Genomic DNA, 17662 nt, shown 5'->3' with positions numbered 1-17662 from the left:
GGTACAACGTCTGTTTTCAACAAATTAAAGGACGTGCACACATGGCAGCGATCGTGATCGTAGGTGCTCAATGGGGCGACGAGGGCAAAGGCAAAGCCACTGATATCCTCGGCGGCCTGGTGGACTATGTAGTCAAGCCCAACGGCGGTAACAACGCTGGTCACACCGTAGTTGTTGGCGGTGAAAAGTACGAGCTCAAGCTCCTGCCCGCCGGTGTGCTTTCAGAAAACGCAGTGCCCATCCTCGGCAACGGCGTGGTGATCAACCTTGAAGCGCTCTTTGAGGAAATTGACGGGTTGGAGGCCCGCGGTGCCAACGCCTCTCGGCTGAAGATCTCCGCCAACGCCCACCTTGTTGCGCCCTACCACCAGGTTCTTGACCGGGTGCAGGAGCGTTTCCTGGGCAAGCGCGCCATTGGCACCACCGGCCGCGGCATCGGCCCCACCTACGCAGACAAGGTCTCCCGCGTGGGCATCCGCGTGCAAGACGTGTTTGATGAGTCCATCCTGCGCCAAAAAATCTCCTCCGCCCTGGACGTGAAAAACCAGATTCTGGTGAAGATGTATAACCGCAAGGCAATTGAAGTTGAAGCCATGGTGGAATACTTCCTCTCCTACGCAGACCGCCTGCGCCCAATGGTGATCGACGCCGAACTGGAACTCAACCGCGCACTCGACGCCGGCAAACACGTCCTCATGGAAGGTGGCCAAGCCACCATGCTGGACGTAGACCACGGCACATACCCCTTTGTTACCTCCTCCAACCCCACCGCGGGAGGCGCATGCGTGGGCGCCGGCATCGGCCCCACCCGCATCACCTCCTCCCTCGGCATCATCAAGGCGTACACCACCCGCGTAGGTGCCGGACCATTCCCCACCGAACTCTTTGACAAGTGGGGCGAATACCTACAGGTCACCGGCGGCGAGGTGGGTGTAAACACTGGCCGCAAACGCCGCTGTGGCTGGTACGACTCCGTAATTGCCCGCTACGCCTCCCGCGTGAACGGCTTCACGGACCTCTTCCTAACCAAGCTGGATGTGCTCACCGGCATCGGCGAAATCCCCATCTGCGTGGCCTACGAAGTAGACGGCCAGCGCTTTGACGAGATGCCGCTGACCCAATCCGAGTTCCACCACGCCACCCCAATCTTTGAGACCATGCCCGCCTGGGAAGAAGACATCACCGGCTGCAAGACCTTCGAAGAACTCCCCGAGAAAGCCCGAGCTTACGTGCTCCGCCTGGAAGAGCTCTCCGGCTGCCGAATCTCCTACATCGGTGTGGGCCCCGGCAGGGACCAGACCATCGTGCGCCACGACGTCATGGCCTCTTAAAAGTTTTGTGACTGGTGGGGTTTCCCTACGAAACTTCGGCCAGGGCAACCCGAGCTTCTTCGGTGGTTTCGGCGGTCACGTAGGCGAGGCTTTCGCCTTCGGCTTGGATTGCGTCACTTTCTGGCGCGGTCAGGGCAGAACGTAGCGGCACGTTGCGGGTTGCGGCGCCGGGTGTGGTGAGGGTGACGTCGATAGGCAATCCCAGCACGGCGCGGGCGTGAAGCTCGTACTGGCTGCGCCGCTGAGTGCCAAGGGTGACTTCGCCGGCGCGGGTGGGGCCGGGGATGCAGCGGTGAAGGAGGGCGTCGTCGCCGGAGATTTCCAACTCCACTGAGAACAGGCCCTGGCCCCCGATGCTGTTCGTGATGCGGGCGGCGATGGAGCGGGCGGCGTCGCGGGCAGCTTGAGTCATGTGGGCTGGTTGCCAAACGATTTCGTCCTGGCAGGCGATCGGTTCCCCAAACCAGGTGGCAAGCTCGCCGGTGGCGGGGTCAATCGAGCGGATGGCCTGTACGGTGACGGCGTTGGTGGTTTCTGAGGCAACTGGGAGGCCCAGCTCTTCGGAGGCGTGTGTGCGCTGGGCGGTGGCGTCGAACTGCGCCTCAGTGATCTCCACCTCCTGGCCTAGGCGTGCGAATGCCTGTTTCATGAGCAGGCGAGTCACGGCAGTGGGGGCAATCAGTTCCATAGAGGTTCATCCTAACGGTAGGGTTGGTACATGGCTTACCATGCAGATTCTCAAGACCTTGAGACGAAAGAGGTCCTCACCTGGGAGGGGTTCGGTACCGCCTCCCGTGAGCTCGCGCAGCAAATTGTAGACAGCGGTTTTACCCCGGACATTATTGTGGCCGTTGCCCGCGGTGGCCTGGTGCCCGCCGGCGCGCTTTCCTACTCAATGGGGGTGAAGCTTTCAGACGCCATCAACGTGGAGTTTTACACCGACGTCCACGAAACACTCCCAGACCCCGTGCTCCTGGAACCCCTGCTGGACACCAACTCCATCAAGGGCAAGCGCCTGCTGGTGGTAGACGATGTTGCAGATTCCGGGCGCACTCTGGCGCTGGTGCTGAAGCTTTTGGAAGGCTACGGCTCTGAGGTGCGCTCGGCGGTTGTGTACGCCAAGAGTGCCTCCGAGGTTGATCCGGATTATGTGTGGCGCCGCACGGACGAGTGGATTGTGTTCCCTTGGTCCGCACTGCCGCCTGTTACTTCAGCATAGGGATGTGGGGCACGCCGTCCTCGTCAAAGGCCTCGCCCACGCGGGTGAATCCGTACTGCTCGTAGTAGCGCTCTAGGGGTTCTTGTGCGTGGATAAGCACGCGCTTGCCGGGGAATTGTTCCTCCGCGTAGCGCAGGGCTTGGAACATGAGCTCTTGGGCAAGGCCAGTGCCGCGTGCTGCAGGTGCAACCACGAAACGGCCCAGCTTGACGTGCTCGCCTTCGGGAAAGATGCGGGCACAGCCGAGCAGGGTGGCGTCGGTACCCCATGCCATGAAATGCGCGGCGGTGAGGTCGTGATCATCGATCTCCGCATAGGGGCACTGTTGCTCCGCCACGAACACATCGACGCGCAGTTTATACAGTTTGTGGAGTTCAAGCGGGCTGAGGTCCGCGAGCCTGGAAACAGCAAAAAATGGATCCATGGGAGCCCACTTTAGCCCCCCAAACGCCTGTAATACAGCTAGACTTATGCCTTGTTTCACTGTGAGAAATGAGAAGGGAATTTCCGTGACCGATACAGTCCTGCTCACCCGCGCGGGCCGCAATTTTGACGGATTCGACGTTGACGGCTTTGCCTCCCACCTTGGATTGTCGGTTCACCACCTCATTGACCAGGAGGCCTCCATCAGTGCAGTGCTGGCATCCAACCCAACCGGCCTGCTGATCGGCTCCGGCAACGTGAACTTTGACGCCAAAGCAGCCTCCGCCCTCGGCGTCCCCCTCCTCCTGCTTTCCGACGTCCCCAAGGGCCTGCACATCGACCTCGCCCTGGGGGAGTCAGCGGAGCTCGGGGCAACGGTTGCGGCCACTTTCACCGCTGAGGAAGTAGCTACCCAAGCCGGGCTGGATCGGGTGGCTCAGGCGCTTGAGCAAACGCAGGCTGAGCAGGTGATGAGCGCCCCGGTGTTCGAGCACTGGCTGCTGGAACTGGCCAAGGAAAAGCAGGCGCACATTGTGCTGCCGGAAGGCGATGATGACCGCATTCTCACCGCCGCCTCCATCCTGCTGGCCAGGAACATCTGCAAACTCACCATCCTGGGTGATCCCGAAACCGTCACCGTCCGCGCGCAGGAGCTCGGTCTGGACATTTCCGCGGCCACCATCAAGGACACAGACCCAGACGAGTTTGCCCAAGACTTCTACGAGCTGCGCAAATCCAAGGGCATCACCTTGGAAGATGCGCGCGAAACCATGAAGGACATTTCCTACTACGCCACCATGATGATCCACAAGGGCCTGGCAGACGGCATGGTGTCCGGCGCCGCGCACACCACCGCGCACACCATCAAGCCCTCCTTCCAGATCATCAAAACCAAGCCCGGTGCATCGGTGGTTTCCTCCATCTTCCTCATGGTGATGCGCGGCCGCCTGTGGGCGTTCGGTGACTGCGCCGTAAACCCCAACCCCACTGCAGAACAGCTCGCGGAAATCGCCGTTGTCTCCGCGGAAACCGCGGCACAGTTTGGCATCGACCCCCGCGTGGCGCTGCTCAGCTACTCCACCGGCAGCTCCGGCTCCGGCCCAGACGTAGACCGCGCCGTAGAAGCCACCCGCCTAGCCAAAGAAAAAGCGCCCGAACTCAAGCTGGACGGCCCGCTGCAATTCGACGCCGCCGTGGACCCCACCGTAGCCGCCAAAAAGATGCCAGACTCCCCAGTGGCTGGCCAAGCCAATGTGTTCATCTTCCCAGACCTGGAAGCGGGCAACATCGGCTACAAAACCGCCCAGCGCACCGGCCACGCCCTCGCCGTTGGCCCAATCCTGCAGGGCCTGAACAAACCAGTCAATGACCTTTCCCGCGGCGCCACGGTAGATGACATCGTGAACACCGTAGCCATCACCGCCATCCAAGCTGGAGGAAACTAATGTCGCTCGTATTGGTGCTGAACTCCGGCAGCTCATCCATCAAATTCCAACTCGTTGACCCCACCTCCCACGCCACCGACGAACCCTTCGCCTCCGGCCTGGTGGAGCAAATCGGTGAGCCCAGTGGCACCATCACCCTGAAGCACGCCGGGGAAAAGCACCGCATCGAAGCCCCCATCCCAGACCACGCCGCCGGCCTAGACCTTGCCTTCACCCTCATGAGTGAGCACAAGTGCGGGCCCAAGGACGTAGAACTGGTGGCGGTGGGGCACCGAACCGTCCACGGCGGTTTGCTGTTCAACTCCCCAGAGGTGATCACAGACGAGATCGTGGAACTCATGCGCGACCTCATCCCGCTCGCCCCACTGCACAATCCCGCGAACATCGTGGGCATTGAAGTGGCCCGCGAACTGCTGCCAGACATTCCCCATGTGGCGGTGTTTGATACCGGCTTCTTCCACTCACTGCCACCCGCTGCCGCTCTTTACGCAATCGACGCCGAGACCGCCGCCGAGCACGGTGTACGTAGGTACGGCTTCCACGGCACCAGCCACGAGTACGTTTCCCACAAAGTTGCGGACATTCTGGGCCGTCCGTATGAGGACATCAACCAGATCACCCTCCACCTTGGCAACGGAGCATCTTGCGCGGCCATCAAGGGCGGGCGTCCCATAGACACCTCTATGGGCATGACCCCACTGGCCGGACTGGTGATGGGCACACGCTCTGGAGACATCGACCCCGGCATCGTGTTCCACCTCCACCGCACAGCAGGCATGAGCATCGATGAAATTGACGCCCTGCTGAACAAGCGCTCCGGCGTGAAGGGCATCTCCGGTGTGAATGACTTCCGCGAGCTGCGCGCCCTCATCGACGAGGGCAACCAGGACGCCTGGCTTGCCTACAACATATACATCCACCAACTGCGCCGCTACATCGGCTCCTACATGATCGCCCTCGGCCGCGTAGACGCCATCACCTTTACCGCCGGAGTGGGGGAGAACGCGGACTTTGTGCGTGAAGATGCCCTCGCCGGCCTGGAAATGTACGGCATCAAGATTGACCCCGCCAAAAATGGCCGCGAGCAAATCATCTCCACCGACGACTCCACCATCAAAGTCCTCGTGGTCCCCACCAACGAGGAATTGGCGATCGCCCGCTACGCTAAAACCAAGTCCGAGGCCGCACAGAGTTAGCCAAATCCACCAGGGCGTAGCGGTGCGCCGGGGTAGTGGCGCTGCGTGCTAGTTGGCGCAGACTCTTGGAAAGCCCCTCCCTCAGACCGGTGCGGCTGAAGGCAAAGCCCATGAGGGGGCCGGAAGCTGCGGCCTCCTGGAGGTCATTGTCCATGAGCCACTGCAACCCCTGGTTGAGCACGGCAATCTGAATCTGCAGGAAGCGGGGGTCATTGGTGGGGATTTCCTCTAGGCGCCTCCCAGCCCTGCGGATGCGAGTTTCGCTGGGCTCAGCACTGATGAGGTGCAAAATGGCCGTGAGCTGCGCCATCCTGTGGTGCCTCGACTGCTGCGGCACCTGATCCAACACATTCACCGCCGTTTCCACCTGATGCTCCGCTACCAAGGCGCGTGCCAAGCCGAACGCCGAGCTCACCGTAGTGGGATTGGTGGCCCACACCAGCGCGTAGAGGTACATGGACTTGAAACGCAGAAGGCGCGGCTCTTGGCTGAGCTGGGCCCAGGCGCCTGGAATGGCATCGCCTTCCAAATTGCTCGCCGCTAGTGCCAGCTCGGGGCCAATGAGTGACTGCTCGTTCATCCCCATCTGCTGGATCATCATCTCGCCCACCGCGGCCCTTGCCAACTTTGGTGCAGCCTCACCAGGCAGGATGCGGTACACCTCATTGAAAAACGTCTGCGCCGCCGGGAAATCCTCCAGCAGCAGTGCCGTGATGCCCGAATACCAGTGGTGGCGCCAGTCATCGCCCAGCGTGGGCTCCAGGGTGCGCAGCCAATTTCGTGCCTCCTTGGTGGCGCCCATGTCCAGCAGTGCACGCACCACGCCGAGCGGGATTTCTTTACTGTCCGCGTACTGGCTCATAGCCTGACGCATCGTTTCCAGCGCTTCCGAAGGTTCGGTGTAGGAGGAGCCGGAGATCATAGGCGCGCCGGGGTCATCGCGGTCCAGCAGCGGTACGGGCAGAGCGGCATTTACTTCTTGAGGGGTAATGCGTACGCTGCGCTCGATCCCATCCAGCAGTTGATCCGTGCGGAACACCAGATGCTTCGTCCCAAAGGTGGAGCGCTGCGGTGAATACAGGGAGTGCTGGGCGGGGAAATGCTTGCCGGTGGTGGTGGCCACGAATTCACGCAGTACGCCATAGAGCTGCGTCTCCAGCTCCCGAACGTTGGCAAAGCGCTTCTGCGGATCCTCGTCCGTGGCCCTCCGCAATAGCCGGTAGTAGCTCATATTGGTGGCAAACAGCGGCTCTTCCTCTGGAGTGGGCAACCCCGGCAAGTACGCGCCGTCTTCCACCGGCAGTTTCACAGTGAGTGATGCCAGCGTGCGGCCGATGGTGTAGATGTCGCTGGCCACGCTGGGCCCGTCGGTAGCTACCTCTGGAGCCTGAAACCCCTTCGTGCCATAGATGAAGCCGAACGCCCCGATACCACTCACCGCGCCGAGGTCGATCAGCTTCACCTGGTCCTCTGTGGCAATGATGTTGTCCGGTTTGAGGTCGTTGTACACCACCCCGCGCGAGTGCAGGTACTCCAGCGCCGGGAGGATTTCCAGGATGTAGCCGATGGCGATGTCGATGCTGAACACGTCCTGCCCGCGCAGCTCGCGTAACGACGGCCCATGCACGTACTCCATCACGATCAACCCGCCCGTGCGGGGGTCGTCCACAAAGTTGTAGGCCTTCACCACACCTGGGTGCGTAATGTCTGCAAGAAACTCCTGTTCGCCCGTATCCGCCCTGGCCTTGAGCACCACTAGGCGCTCGGAAACGTTGCGGTCTTGCGCCAGGTAGATCCAGCCCATGCCGCCGTGGCCAACTACGCCTTTGACCTCGTACTGCTCGGCCACCACATCGCCTGGGTGCAGGACCGGCTGATCCTCGTATCCGCTGGGGTCCTTGAGCATCTGTGGTGGCGGCGTGATGAACGGCAGCTCGGTCATGCCGTTGGCTACGGGCCTCGCGCTGCGTTCCGCGCCTCTGCGGGAGCGGAAGGTGTCCAGCGCTTGTTCTTTGGCGCGCGAGGAGGTGTCGTGCAACGCCGTGATGTCATCCATGATTGCGCCGAGGTCATCGTCGGCGAAGGGATCAAAGACTACTGCCTCTGTCTCACTCATTGCTCACTCCTGTAGTTCAGCAGCGGAGGTTGCTGGGCAGGGAGGTAGGCGCCGAACCAACGGTCGTAGCTTGCCCGCCACGTTCCATCCCGAAACACCCGCTCCAACGTGGCGTTGACCTGCCGAATCAACCCATCCGTGTTATGCCGCGCGCCGGGCTTGCCAAAGGCGATGCCGTAATCTTCCACCGCCAGCACCTCACCGACAATCTTGGTGGAAGGGTCCTGCGCTCTCATGCCGGAAAGGATTGAATCATCGGAAATCACCGCGTCCACTTGCCCCTGCTGGAGCGCCAGCAGGCAGTCCGAGGAACCTCGCACCAGCAGCAGGTTCTTTGCGGTGGTCACGCGCTGTTGCCCCGTGGAACCCGCCGCCGCGCACACCGTTTTGCCCGCCAAGTCCTCCGGTGATGCAATATCCGAATACGTGTTGGTGAGCAGGCGTGTGCGAGCCGTGTAGTACGGGGTGGAGAAGAACACCTGGTCTTGGCGTTGGCGGGTGATGGAAAGGGAGCGGATCACAAAATCCACTTCTTTCGCCTCAATCATCCGCAGCCAACTATTGGAATCAACGTAGCGGAAGTCCACCTTGGAGGCGTCGCCAAAAATGTCCCTGGCGATCTCCCGCACCAAATCAACCTCGAACCCCTCCAGTTCCCCGGTCACTGGATTGCGGAAGCCCACCAGGTTTTGCGACTGCTCCACACCCACAATCAACCTGCCGCGCGCCAGGATGTCCGGCACCCGCTCCTGCACTGTGCGTGCGTCGGGCTGCAAAGAACCCAGCAAGTTCTCCGTGATCACTTCTTGCTGCTGCACCGGCGCTAACACCGCACCATCAGGCAGGGGATATTGGAACGTGTTGGTAATCGGCGCGGGCGGCGGGGCTTCCTGAGTGCAGGCGGTGAGGAGCAGGCAGAGGGCGATGATGCGTTTCATAGGAACTCCTGCAGCCTCGGGCGGATGCCAATCCAAATGGAGAGCACCGCGCTGATGGTGAGGATCAGCACCACATGGCCTACCACGCTAAACGCCTCTAAACTGCGGAAACTATATGAGCGCATGGAGTCTCGGGTGGAGTTGATGAGCTCGCCCAATGCATCATTGAGGCGCATGAAAGCGCTCTTCTTGGTGGTGCTCAGCGTGATGTTGAGGGCTTCGTCGTAGTCACCGGAGTTCAGCGCGGTGGAAAGCTGCTGGTGGGTAGCTTCCCACTCACTGGTGCTTGAACGAGCCGTGTCCAAGGTGGCTTGGTGCTGGGCCGCCAGGGGAGAGCTTGCATAGGTGTCCAAGGCCTCGTTGATGGTCTTCATGGCGGTGGCAAAGCTCGCATTGGAGGCGTCCAACGACTGCCTGAGCACCAACGCCAACGTTTCCGTAGAGCGGGTTTGCTGGGCCACAATACGCGCGTCCACCAGCGCGGCCATTGGGGCGGCGGCAACTTCCCGCGCCGTGCTCGCAGCCCGCCACGTCAGCGCACTCGCCGTGCCTACCCACGCCAGCACCGCAACCACCATCGCGGTGGCCACCACCATGCCCGGATTCAGCCGCCTCCTGGTCACTTTTGCCAGCCACACTTGCCCCGCTATGAGTGCTGCGAGCGCAAACACCATCCCCAAAATTGGCCACTGCAACGGCTGCCCAAAGGCGCGCTGCTGTTCCAAAAACGTGCTGTCCGTGGTGTTGTGCAGCTTGGCGGCTGCCGGGAGGATCTCATCCCGCATCACCACGTTGGCCTCAGACATGTAGCTGGCACCCACCGGATTGCCCTGCCGCGCGTTCAACCAGGCCGTTTCCACCAACGCGTTATACACCGGCAGACGCGAGGAGATGGTGTTCAGGGTCTCCAGCTCCTCCTGCTCGAGGCCCGCAGCCGCCTGAGTGAGTGCCGTTGAGGCGTCGGAGATCGCTGCATGGTAGCGCTCCTTGTTCTCCGTTGCGTCACTCCCTGCTCGCACAAACACCACCGACGCCAAGGTGTTTGCCACCGACAGCGAGGAATACATACGGTGAGTCAAATAATTCACCGGCTCGGTACTATTGAGCATCGTTTCCAGATCACCGCGCCGATCCGTAGAAAACTGCGCCAACGCCAAGCCCGCAGCCAGCAGAAACACGCTGAGGATCACCACCAGGGACGTCATTTTTCCTGGGGTGGTCACCAAGAACGCGATGAGCTTGCGCGCCCAGATGATCGGATAGTACACAGAACGCCGATCGTCCACGCGGTCAAGCCAGTGGTCGTGTGCAGTCATCCCTGCTAACTTTAGCAATCAATGAATTGGGTAGTTGGTCCAGACGGGAAAAAGCGCTGGGGAAAATATGGTGCAGCAGGTCTGCTCTTGGTTGCCGACGGTCACGTGCTCCTGCAACACCGCGCAGCCTGGACCGCGGATGGCGGTACGTGGGCGCTTCCTGGTGGTGCACTGGAGTTTGGCGAGACCGCCGTTGAAGCTGCCCGCCGTGAGGCCTATGAGGAGGCTCAGGTCCGCGACTTCCGCGTGGTGGGGGAACGGGTGACGGCCGTGCATGGATCGTGGACATACACCACTGTGATTGCTGTGGCTGACCACTTGTTGGAAACCGTTGCTAATGAGGAATCTTTGGAGCTCAAGTGGGTTGCGGTGGAGGACGTTGCGAGCTACCCCCTCTTGGAGGCGTTCGCTAAGGCCTGGCCTGAATTACAGCGGCTGGTAGCGCCAACCACACCAGGGCAATCACCAGAAGCGTGACTGGTGGGCTCTTCACCGCGAGCTTGGCCGTCCTTGTTGCCAGCCCCTCAAGCAGCGAGCGGATCGGAGGGAAGAGCAGCACCAACATCACGCCCAGCAGGTTGAACAGCAGGTGAGTGAACGCCACCTGCATGCCTACGCCCATGTTCAGCGCCAGCAGCACAGCGCTTAAGGTAGTGGCGATGTTCGCGCCCAGAATGATGGTGAGCCTGTTACTTGCATTCATTGCCGCCGTGGTGATCACGGTAGCGCTGCTGTGCCTCATTACTAACGTGACCAGCACCCCCGCGACCAGCCCAGACGTATCACCCTGAGTGCTAATAGCAAACCTGCGGACCCACCTCATGCCACCAGCAATAAGCGTGATCCCCAAGAGGAGCTTCCACCACTCAAACTCACCCGCGAGGAGCGGCGGTGCGAAGTCGGTCCTGAGGGAAATCGTGAGCTTTTCCAGCGGGTGAAACAGCAGCTCAATGGGGCCCAGCGTGAGCACGCCGAGCGCGTTGAACCAGAAATGCAGGCTGGCCACTTCCATGGCGCCCTTGTCCTTAGGGAGGAAATGCGCAGCCACCAAGGGGGTCATTGTGGTGCCAAGGTTGGCCCCCAGAATCCCTGCGACAGCCACCTCCGGGTCAATATTGCTGGTCACCAACAGCATGGACACCACCATCGACGACTGCATCACCGCCGTTGCGAGCATCCCCAGCGCAAATCCCTCTTCTACCTCCGGCAGTGCAAACGAGTGCGTAATGAGGAAAATGCCCATAGCGATTGCCAAGCAGCCCGCACCCATCACGGCGAGCTTGCCAAACCTCGTGAGCGCGGTCATTGCAGCGCCGAAGTCAATCGCATCACGTTATCCAAGTAGCGGCGCCCAAAGGAACGCTCATTCCACTCCTCCAACGTGAGCTCAATCGAATTCTCCTTATACCCCTGCGCCAATTCCTCCAACTGCGCAATCACCTTCTTATGCGTGGCCATCAGCGTTACTTCATAGTTCAAACCAAATGAACGCATATCCATATTGGAAGACCCAAGTATCCCAATCTCATCTGCCAGCAAAAACTTGCTGTGCAACACTGCCGGCTTCTTATACCTGTGAATTTTCACCCCCGCCTCCAACAGCGCCTGATAGTACGACGTCTGCGCATGGTTCACCATAAACTGGTCCGCCTGCTCACTCACCAGCAGCTCCACCTTTACGCCCCTAAAGCATGCCGACGTCACCGCCTCCATCATCGACTCATCCGGAATAAAATACGGACTGCACATCACCAGCCGCTCCTTGGCGTGGTGAATCACTGAGTTAAACATCCGCAGATTCGGCTCCGCGTGATACCCCGGACCCGAAGGCACCAACTGCAACAGGTCCTCGCCATGGACTTCCGAAAGCTCAAACGGGACCGTCTCCCCGCTCTCAAGCAACCAATCCACCGCGAACACCAGGTTCATGGAGGTCACAATGGGCCCAGAGAACTCAAACATCACATCAACCCAATTCCGCCCCTTATTCCCATATGACGGCTCAATCATGTTCTGCGACCCAATAAACCCACGCTTGCCGTCCACAATCACCATCTTCCGGTGATTACGCAGATCCGGCCTACGGAAACGGCGGCGCCACGGCTTCAGCGGCAACATGAGCTGCCAATCCACCCCAATCTCAGTGAGCCTCCTCCCCAGCTTCAAATAGCCCTTGTATTTCCACGAGCCAACCTGGTCAAACAGCAAACGCACCTTCACGCCACGCTTGACCGCCCGAGCCAGCGCTTGGAAGAACACATCCGTTGTGTCATCCCAAGAAACAATATAGATCTCCACGTGGACATACTTTTTGGCACCGTCTACTACCTGCGCCATTCGCTCAATCGACTCTTTGTAATCCGGGTAGTAGCCATGCGTTTCCCCAGACACCGCCGGCATCCCCGTGAGGTTCCTGTTCAGCCGAATAATCGAGTCAATCTCCTCATTCATTGCCACGGAGTCCGGCACATCAACACCCAGCTCTTTGATCCGCTGGTTGGCTTCATCCTGAATGCGGTGCCGCCGCCTGTTAATCCACGGCGAACCCATCAGCAAGAACAGCGGCAACCCCACGAACGGGAGCAGCAAAATGGCTAGCAGCCACGCCGTCGATGAGCTTGGCCTGCGGCCTTCCGGTACGAATCCGATCGCGGCGATTTTGATTGTGTAGTCGATAATCAGGCCGATTGCCTGCCATGAGCTAAGGTCCACGGTAATCCACCACTACCGGCGCGTGATCCGAAGACCGCTCCCCATCAATGAATGCTCGCTCAACCTCCAAATTGGAAAGCTGGAAATCGATCAACATCCCTTCATTGCGTTCATACCGTCCCGCCCGATAATCCCAAAAACTAAATCCCTCCCAAGGGCTGGCCACCTTCCACTTCTCCAACAACGCCTCAAACGCCTGCCTCTCCGGCTCCGTCACATGCGTCTCACCCGCAAAGGCATTGATGTCCCACACATGCCGATCCAGCGGCGCCACATTGAAATCCCCACCAATCACATCCGCATCGCTGCCCTTCAACGCATATAAAAAGCGCAGCTTGTAGTCATAGTGCGGGTGCGCAATCTCCCTTCCGTTGGGAACATACACACTTTCGACGCGCACACCGCCGCAGGTGGCTGAGATCGCACGCGCCTCTAGGCCGTTGAAGGAGGGCTGGTTGGCAAACCCCTGGCGCACATCTTCCAACCCGACCCTCGACGCAATAGCCACCCCATTCCACTGGTTCAGCCCCCAATGCGCCACCTCATACCCCTCAAGCGGCGGGAACTCCTTCGTCTTTGTCTCCTGCATCAGTAGAACGTCAACGTCCAGGCGATCCAAAAGGTCAACAACCCGATCCTTCCTCGCCCGTATTGAATTGACGTTCCAGTTCACAATGCGCATGAGTTGCAGTCTAGCGTGTGTACCGATGCCGATGGTGTTCCACAAACCCTAGCTTGTGGTACAGCCCTATTCCCGCCACATTATCGGCGATCACCTGCAAATAGGCAGTGTGCGCTCCTTTCTGCCTGGCCCAGCGCAACATCTCCACACCCAGTGCGGTCCCCAGTCCCTGCCGCCGATACTTTTCCGCCACCTCAACTGCCGAATAACCCAAATACCCATCGGTGATCGTTCCCCTCGTCACCGCCACCGTCTGCCCGTCTCTCACCAGACGCCCAAATCCCATCTCCCCATCAATCGGGCGCAACTCCAACGCGTCAGCGGGAAGCGGTTGCCCACGGAAATGGTACAAATCCAACCACTGCTGATTAGGCTTCTCCAGCAGTTCAAATCCCTCCGCCTGTTCCGGCAAATCCTCCAGATTGCGGGTCATCACAATGATCTCAGGACCCATCGGCACATTTGGGTTCGGCGCAATCCGCTCCGGAATCAACAACGTGGTGGGCAGATTGTGCCGACGATAAAATTCATCAATCTCATCCCACGGAATCGGCACAAACCGCGCACTCGGCCCCAGCGGCGCCGCCGAATTCGACCGCTCCGCAATCCCATCCCCGGCCCTCATCAACCACTGGCCGTCGCTAGTCCATTCCTGATACGCACCCGGAAACGCCTTCGCCGTAGCCTGCTCAATCGCCCTGATATCCCTGTTCATCACGGTTTTCGGCGAAAGTTTTTTCATCACCTGATACTCAGGGATCACGATGTCACCATTCAGCGTGAGCGGATCCAAGCTAGTGACCACACCAATCACCTCCGTATCACTACGGACCACCACGCGATCACCCACTCGGACCGGCTCTTTTCTAAACATCAGTCCCACCCAAACGGATCCGGGTCAACCCCAGGCATCCACGTCTTGCCCCAAGTGTGGTCCCTCAGCACCCGCTTGGCCTGCCGCTTGAACTTGCCAACCAGCACATCTGTGTACACATACCCGTCCAGGTGCCCCACCTCATGTTGGAAGCAGCGCGCAAGGAAGCCAGATGCCTCCAGCTCAATGGGGGCGCCGTGCTCGTCGTAACCGCGTAACGTCACCCTGTGGGCGCGCCACGTTGGCCATGCCTCGCCGGGCACCGACAGACATCCCTCCTCTTCCTCTTCCTGCTCCTCAGACACTTCCAGCGTTGGATTCACTACGCAGCCGCGATGCATCACACCGTCATCATCCGGGCAGTTATACACAAACACCCGCTTGTTCACCCCAACCTGGTTGGCGGCCAAGCCCACGCCGTTGGCGGCGTCCATGGTTTCATACATGTCTGCAATCAGTTCAGAAATATCCTCCGTCACGGGCTCCGTGGGGGTATGCAGCACTGGGTCACCATAGATGACGATTGGGCGAATAGTCATGGCTTACAGTGTAGGCATGGATAGCGACAAACTGCTGGACCTCCTGGCCTTCGAGGAGCAAACCCACCGGAACAAGGAAGAGGCTATCCGCGAGCGCTTTGGCGTTTCACCCGTCCGCTACTACCAAGCGCTCAACATCGCTATCGACGTTCCCCACGTCATGGCTGCCTATCCCTTGCTCACGGCACGCTTGCGCCGGCTTCGAGACGCTAGAATGAACAAACGTGACTGAAAAAACCCTTCCCTTGCGCGGCATGGCCATGATCCTCATCGCCGTTGCAGTCCTTCTGGCGCTCTGGGGCTTGTTCCAAATGCGGACTCCCCAAGAGGAAGTTGTGGCGCAAGAAACTACCACAACCACAACAACTACAGCGGTAGCTCCTCCAGCCGAAACACCACCGCCACCGCCAGGGGTGAAGGTTTTGAACAACTCCACGATCCAGGGCCTTGCGGCATCTGCCGGTGAGCGTGTTTCCGGAATGGGTTGGGAAGTTACGGAGACCGGCAATTACTCGGATGAGATCCTTGCCCAAAACACCGTTTTCTTCGCACCCGGCAATGAGGAAGCAGCCCAGCGCCTTGCTGAACAAACTGGCTCGGTAACCGTTCCACGTGAAGGCGATCCACTGGTGCTTGTCCTTGTTCAGGATTTGCCATGATTTTTCACCCTTCCCCGGCGCCTACCCTCGGAGTGGAGTGGGAGGTCGCGCTCATTGATCCGGTGACTCGAGACTTGGTGCCCCGCGCAGCCGATGTAGTGGCGTATGTGGAGCAGCATTACCCGGAAGTTCACCTCGAGCGTGAGTTCTTGGCGAACACCGTAGAGCTGGTCACCGGTGTGCACAACACTGCAGGCGAGGCCGTTGCGGAACTTTCTACCGCAGTCAAGGCCGTCAAAGAAGCTGCCAGTGAGCTGGGGATTGCGGTTTGGGCCTCGGGCTCGCACCCATTCGCTGACTTCAGGGAACAGCCCCTGAGCGAGAAGGGGCATTACAACGAGATCATCGCGCGCACCCAATACTGGGGAAACCAAATGCTGATCTGGGGTATCCATGTTCATGTGGGTATCTCCGACAAGCAGCGGGTTTGGCCCATCATCAATGCCGTGAACACCATGTACCCGCACATCTTGGCGCTTACGGCGTCTTCGCCTGCCTGGGAGGGCATGGACACCGGGTATGCCAGCAACCGCACCATGCTTTACCAACAACTTCCTACTGCAGGACTGCCGTACCAATTCCAAACGTGGGAGGAATTTGAAGCGTACATGGTGGACCAGGACCGCAGTGGCGTGATCAACCATGTGGGCCAGATGCACTTCGATATCCGCCCAGCCGGAAAGTGGGGCACGATTGAAGTCCGAATCGCGGACTCCACCTCTGATCTTGGGGCGCTGGCCGCGTCGGTAGCTTTCACCCATTGTCTTGTTGTGTATTTTGACCGGCTGTATTCCGCCGGGAAGCCGTTGCCCACGCTGCAGGATTGGCACCTGCGTGAGAACAAGTGGCGTGGTGCTCGCTATGGTTTGGATGCGATTGTGATTACCAGCCGTGAAACCGACGAGCGCCTGGTCACTGACGACCTGCGCGATTGGGTTGCCCGGTTGGAGCCGATCGCGCGGGAACTTGGTTGTGTGCAGGAGTTGCATGGAGTCCTCCGTATCATTGATGAAGGGGCTTCTTACCAGCGTCAACGTGCAAGTTTTGCAAGCTCTGGGGATTGGGTCCAGGCCGTGGATATGGAGATTATTTAAAGAATTGCGCCTCCATGTTTCTTAGGGTGTAGGTCTTCTTCCGCAGGATTGGGGCTAGGGGACCTTCGGGGTGAGTGTGGATGGTGGAGCCGTCGGGCATGACCCACTTCACCGCGAAGGAGTCTGGATCAATGCTCGCGGAGACGATGCGGCGAGTTTTCATGATGTGATGCTCGCGGCACAGCGATTGGGCGTTGTGGATGCTGGTCGCGCCGCCTTGGCTGAAGGGGACCACGTGGTCAATGTCTGCGTTGCGCGCGGAGCGGCCGCAGCCGGGGAAGCGGCAGGTGCCGTCGCGGCCCCGGATTTCTGCCTTTTGCTGAGGCGAGAAGTGGTAAGTGCCGCGGGCTGTTTCGCAAGGACCCTGTACCGTGGCGTCCTTCAGCAAGGATGCGATTTCCTCTTCCCAGAAGTGTGAATCTTCCGTGGATACCGTGCCATCGCCCTTGTAAAGGTGCAGGTTGACGTTCATTTTCACCTTTGCATCCAGGAGGTGGCGGAACGCGGTAGGGGCATCGCAATGCTTGCGCTTTTGGATCAATTCGATTGTGCGCTGGAAGAGCAGCATTGTGTCGTGTTTGAGCCGCATGTTGCAGGTGCTGAGCGGGCGTGAATCATCAATCTTGATGTTAAGGGATTCTTCCTTCTCTTCCTTCATTGGCATTAGCCGCTTGCGTATGGCCTGAGCTCGGGTTTTAAGTGTTCTGGCTGTTGGTAAATCTTGCATTGGTGAGCGCGGAAGTAGCGCTTTGAGTATGCGTTCGTCGAATTCTGCCCAAAACTCTTTGGATAAGCCCCGCATGCAATCGATTATCCCGCGGATCCGGTCAATATCCATGATCCAAGTTGCCTCCACAAAAGCTCGCAGTTTTGGCAGGTTGCGGAGCTCGTAGATGGCAAACAGTGCATTGCGCACGTTGTATGGAGATTGCCCCGTGCGCGTTGCGATTGTGACAGCTAACGCGGGTAGATCTACATCATCTGCCCCCTCCAAATGTGCTGCGTAGAGCTCGTAGGTGACCTTGTTTACGGTTCGTTGTGCGATTGCTATTTGGTCATCAGAAGCGCTGACCGCGTAGAAAGGATCAAGCGTCATTATTCCCCCTTATTCGAACATT

General features: G+C 59.5%; 19 protein-coding genes. 8 read left to right on the top strand and 11 right to left on the bottom strand.

Annotated elements, in window-relative coordinates; all coding sequences use genetic code 11:
- Positions 1-41: 41 nt before the first annotated feature.
- Positions 42-1331, top strand: a complete 1290-nt coding sequence (locus NQ018_RS08215; RefSeq protein WP_257060263.1) for an adenylosuccinate synthase — start codon at positions 42-44, stop codon at positions 1329-1331.
- 25 nt (positions 1332-1356) lie between these two features.
- On the opposite strand, the gene NQ018_RS08210 is transcribed toward NQ018_RS08215, so the two are convergent.
- Complete coding sequence (locus NQ018_RS08210) at positions 1357-2019, bottom strand: ATP-grasp domain-containing protein (RefSeq protein WP_257060261.1); 663 nt, start codon at positions 2017-2019, stop codon at positions 1357-1359.
- A gap of 30 nt (positions 2020-2049) precedes the next feature.
- Between NQ018_RS08210 and NQ018_RS08205 the strand changes: the two genes are divergently transcribed.
- The gene (locus NQ018_RS08205; RefSeq protein ID WP_257038218.1) at positions 2050-2550 is read left to right on the top strand and encodes a phosphoribosyltransferase; all 501 of its coding nucleotides are present in this window, start codon (positions 2050-2052) and stop codon (positions 2548-2550) included.
- On the opposite strand, the gene NQ018_RS08200 is transcribed toward NQ018_RS08205, so the two are convergent.
- A complete protein-coding gene (locus NQ018_RS08200) occupies positions 2537-2974 on the bottom strand; it encodes a GNAT family N-acetyltransferase (protein ID WP_257053558.1) in 438 nt (145 codons plus the stop codon). The two genes, NQ018_RS08205 and NQ018_RS08200, sit on opposite strands and share 14 nt — an antisense overlap.
- An 85-nt stretch (positions 2975-3059) precedes the next feature.
- Here NQ018_RS08200 and pta point away from each other — a divergent pair, with 85 nt between their 5' ends.
- The gene (gene pta / locus NQ018_RS08195) at positions 3060-4418 is read left to right on the top strand and encodes a phosphate acetyltransferase (protein WP_257060260.1); all 1359 of its coding nucleotides are present in this window, start codon (positions 3060-3062) and stop codon (positions 4416-4418) included.
- Positions 4418-5614 (top strand): acetate kinase, encoded by a 1197-nt coding sequence (locus NQ018_RS08190; RefSeq protein WP_257060259.1) that lies wholly within the window; start codon positions 4418-4420, stop codon positions 5612-5614. Before pta ends, NQ018_RS08190 begins: the two co-directional genes overlap by 1 nt.
- On the opposite strand, the gene NQ018_RS08185 is transcribed toward NQ018_RS08190, so the two are convergent.
- From NQ018_RS08185 to NQ018_RS08175, 3 genes are read right to left on the bottom strand one after another with little or no spacing between them, the layout of a single operon-like run.
- A complete protein-coding gene (locus NQ018_RS08185) occupies positions 5583-7730 on the bottom strand; it encodes a serine/threonine protein kinase (protein ID WP_257060257.1) in 2148 nt (715 codons plus the stop codon). The genes NQ018_RS08190 and NQ018_RS08185 overlap by 32 nt on opposite strands.
- Positions 7727-8668, bottom strand: a complete 942-nt coding sequence (locus tag NQ018_RS08180; RefSeq protein ID WP_257060255.1) for a glutamate ABC transporter substrate-binding protein — start codon at positions 8666-8668, stop codon at positions 7727-7729. The genes NQ018_RS08185 and NQ018_RS08180 overlap by 4 nt, the downstream gene beginning before the upstream one ends.
- Positions 8665-9984 carry a GlnX family signal transduction membrane protein gene (locus NQ018_RS08175; protein ID WP_257060254.1) on the bottom strand — a complete coding sequence of 440 codons (1320 nt, stop codon included), beginning with the start codon at positions 9982-9984 and terminating at the stop codon, positions 8665-8667. Before NQ018_RS08175 ends, NQ018_RS08180 begins: the two co-directional genes overlap by 4 nt.
- A gap of 21 nt (positions 9985-10005) precedes the next feature.
- Here NQ018_RS08175 and NQ018_RS08170 point away from each other — a divergent pair, with 21 nt between their 5' ends.
- Positions 10006-10461 (top strand): NUDIX domain-containing protein, encoded by a 456-nt coding sequence (locus NQ018_RS08170; protein WP_257060253.1) that lies wholly within the window; start codon positions 10006-10008, stop codon positions 10459-10461.
- Here the strand turns inward: NQ018_RS08170 and NQ018_RS08165 are convergent.
- Genes NQ018_RS08165 through NQ018_RS08145 form a run of 5 tightly spaced genes read right to left on the bottom strand, consistent with a single transcriptional unit; the run spans position 10394 to position 14791 of the window.
- Positions 10394-11290: a Na/Pi cotransporter family protein gene (locus NQ018_RS08165; RefSeq protein WP_257060252.1), complete on the bottom strand. Its 897-nt coding sequence runs from the start codon at positions 11288-11290 to the stop codon at positions 10394-10396. The genes NQ018_RS08170 and NQ018_RS08165 overlap by 68 nt on opposite strands.
- A complete protein-coding gene (gene cls / locus NQ018_RS08160) occupies positions 11287-12702 on the bottom strand; it encodes a cardiolipin synthase (RefSeq protein WP_257060277.1) in 1416 nt (471 codons plus the stop codon). Before cls ends, NQ018_RS08165 begins: the two co-directional genes overlap by 4 nt.
- Positions 12686-13378, bottom strand: coding sequence for an exodeoxyribonuclease III (locus NQ018_RS08155; protein ID WP_257060251.1), 693 nt, complete (start codon positions 13376-13378; stop codon positions 12686-12688). Before NQ018_RS08155 ends, cls begins: the two co-directional genes overlap by 17 nt.
- A 10-nt stretch (positions 13379-13388) precedes the next feature.
- Entirely contained in the window at positions 13389-14261 is an 873-nt protein-coding gene (locus NQ018_RS08150; protein ID WP_257060250.1) for an N-acetylglutamate synthase, CG3035 family, read from the bottom strand.
- On the bottom strand, positions 14252-14791 hold the full coding sequence (locus NQ018_RS08145) for a peptide deformylase (RefSeq protein ID WP_257053547.1): 540 nt from the start codon (positions 14789-14791) through the stop codon (positions 14252-14254). Before NQ018_RS08145 ends, NQ018_RS08150 begins: the two co-directional genes overlap by 10 nt.
- A 16-nt stretch (positions 14792-14807) precedes the next feature.
- Here NQ018_RS08145 and NQ018_RS08140 point away from each other — a divergent pair, with 16 nt between their 5' ends.
- Genes NQ018_RS08140 through NQ018_RS08130 form a run of 3 tightly spaced genes read left to right on the top strand, consistent with a single transcriptional unit; the run spans position 14808 to position 16544 of the window.
- The gene (locus NQ018_RS08140) at positions 14808-15023 is read left to right on the top strand and encodes a DUF3263 domain-containing protein (RefSeq protein ID WP_257038205.1); all 216 of its coding nucleotides are present in this window, start codon (positions 14808-14810) and stop codon (positions 15021-15023) included.
- A complete protein-coding gene (locus NQ018_RS08135) occupies positions 15016-15450 on the top strand; it encodes a LytR C-terminal domain-containing protein (protein WP_257038204.1) in 435 nt (144 codons plus the stop codon). The genes NQ018_RS08140 and NQ018_RS08135 overlap by 8 nt, the downstream gene beginning before the upstream one ends.
- The gene (locus tag NQ018_RS08130) at positions 15447-16544 is read left to right on the top strand and encodes a glutamate--cysteine ligase (RefSeq protein ID WP_257060249.1); all 1098 of its coding nucleotides are present in this window, start codon (positions 15447-15449) and stop codon (positions 16542-16544) included. The genes NQ018_RS08135 and NQ018_RS08130 overlap by 4 nt, the downstream gene beginning before the upstream one ends.
- On the opposite strand, the gene NQ018_RS08125 is transcribed toward NQ018_RS08130, so the two are convergent.
- Entirely contained in the window at positions 16537-17640 is a 1104-nt protein-coding gene (locus tag NQ018_RS08125) for an HNH endonuclease signature motif containing protein (protein ID WP_257060248.1), read from the bottom strand. The genes NQ018_RS08130 and NQ018_RS08125 overlap by 8 nt on opposite strands.
- Between the last annotated feature and the right edge of the window lie 22 nt (positions 17641-17662).

The sequence above is a fragment of the Corynebacterium kozikiae genome, from assembly GCF_024580965.1.
Lineage (GTDB): Bacteria > Actinomycetota > Actinomycetes > Mycobacteriales > Mycobacteriaceae > Corynebacterium > Corynebacterium kozikiae.
The sequence above is the reverse complement of the archived record's forward strand: the minus strand, read 5'-3'. Positions and strand labels throughout refer to the sequence as shown.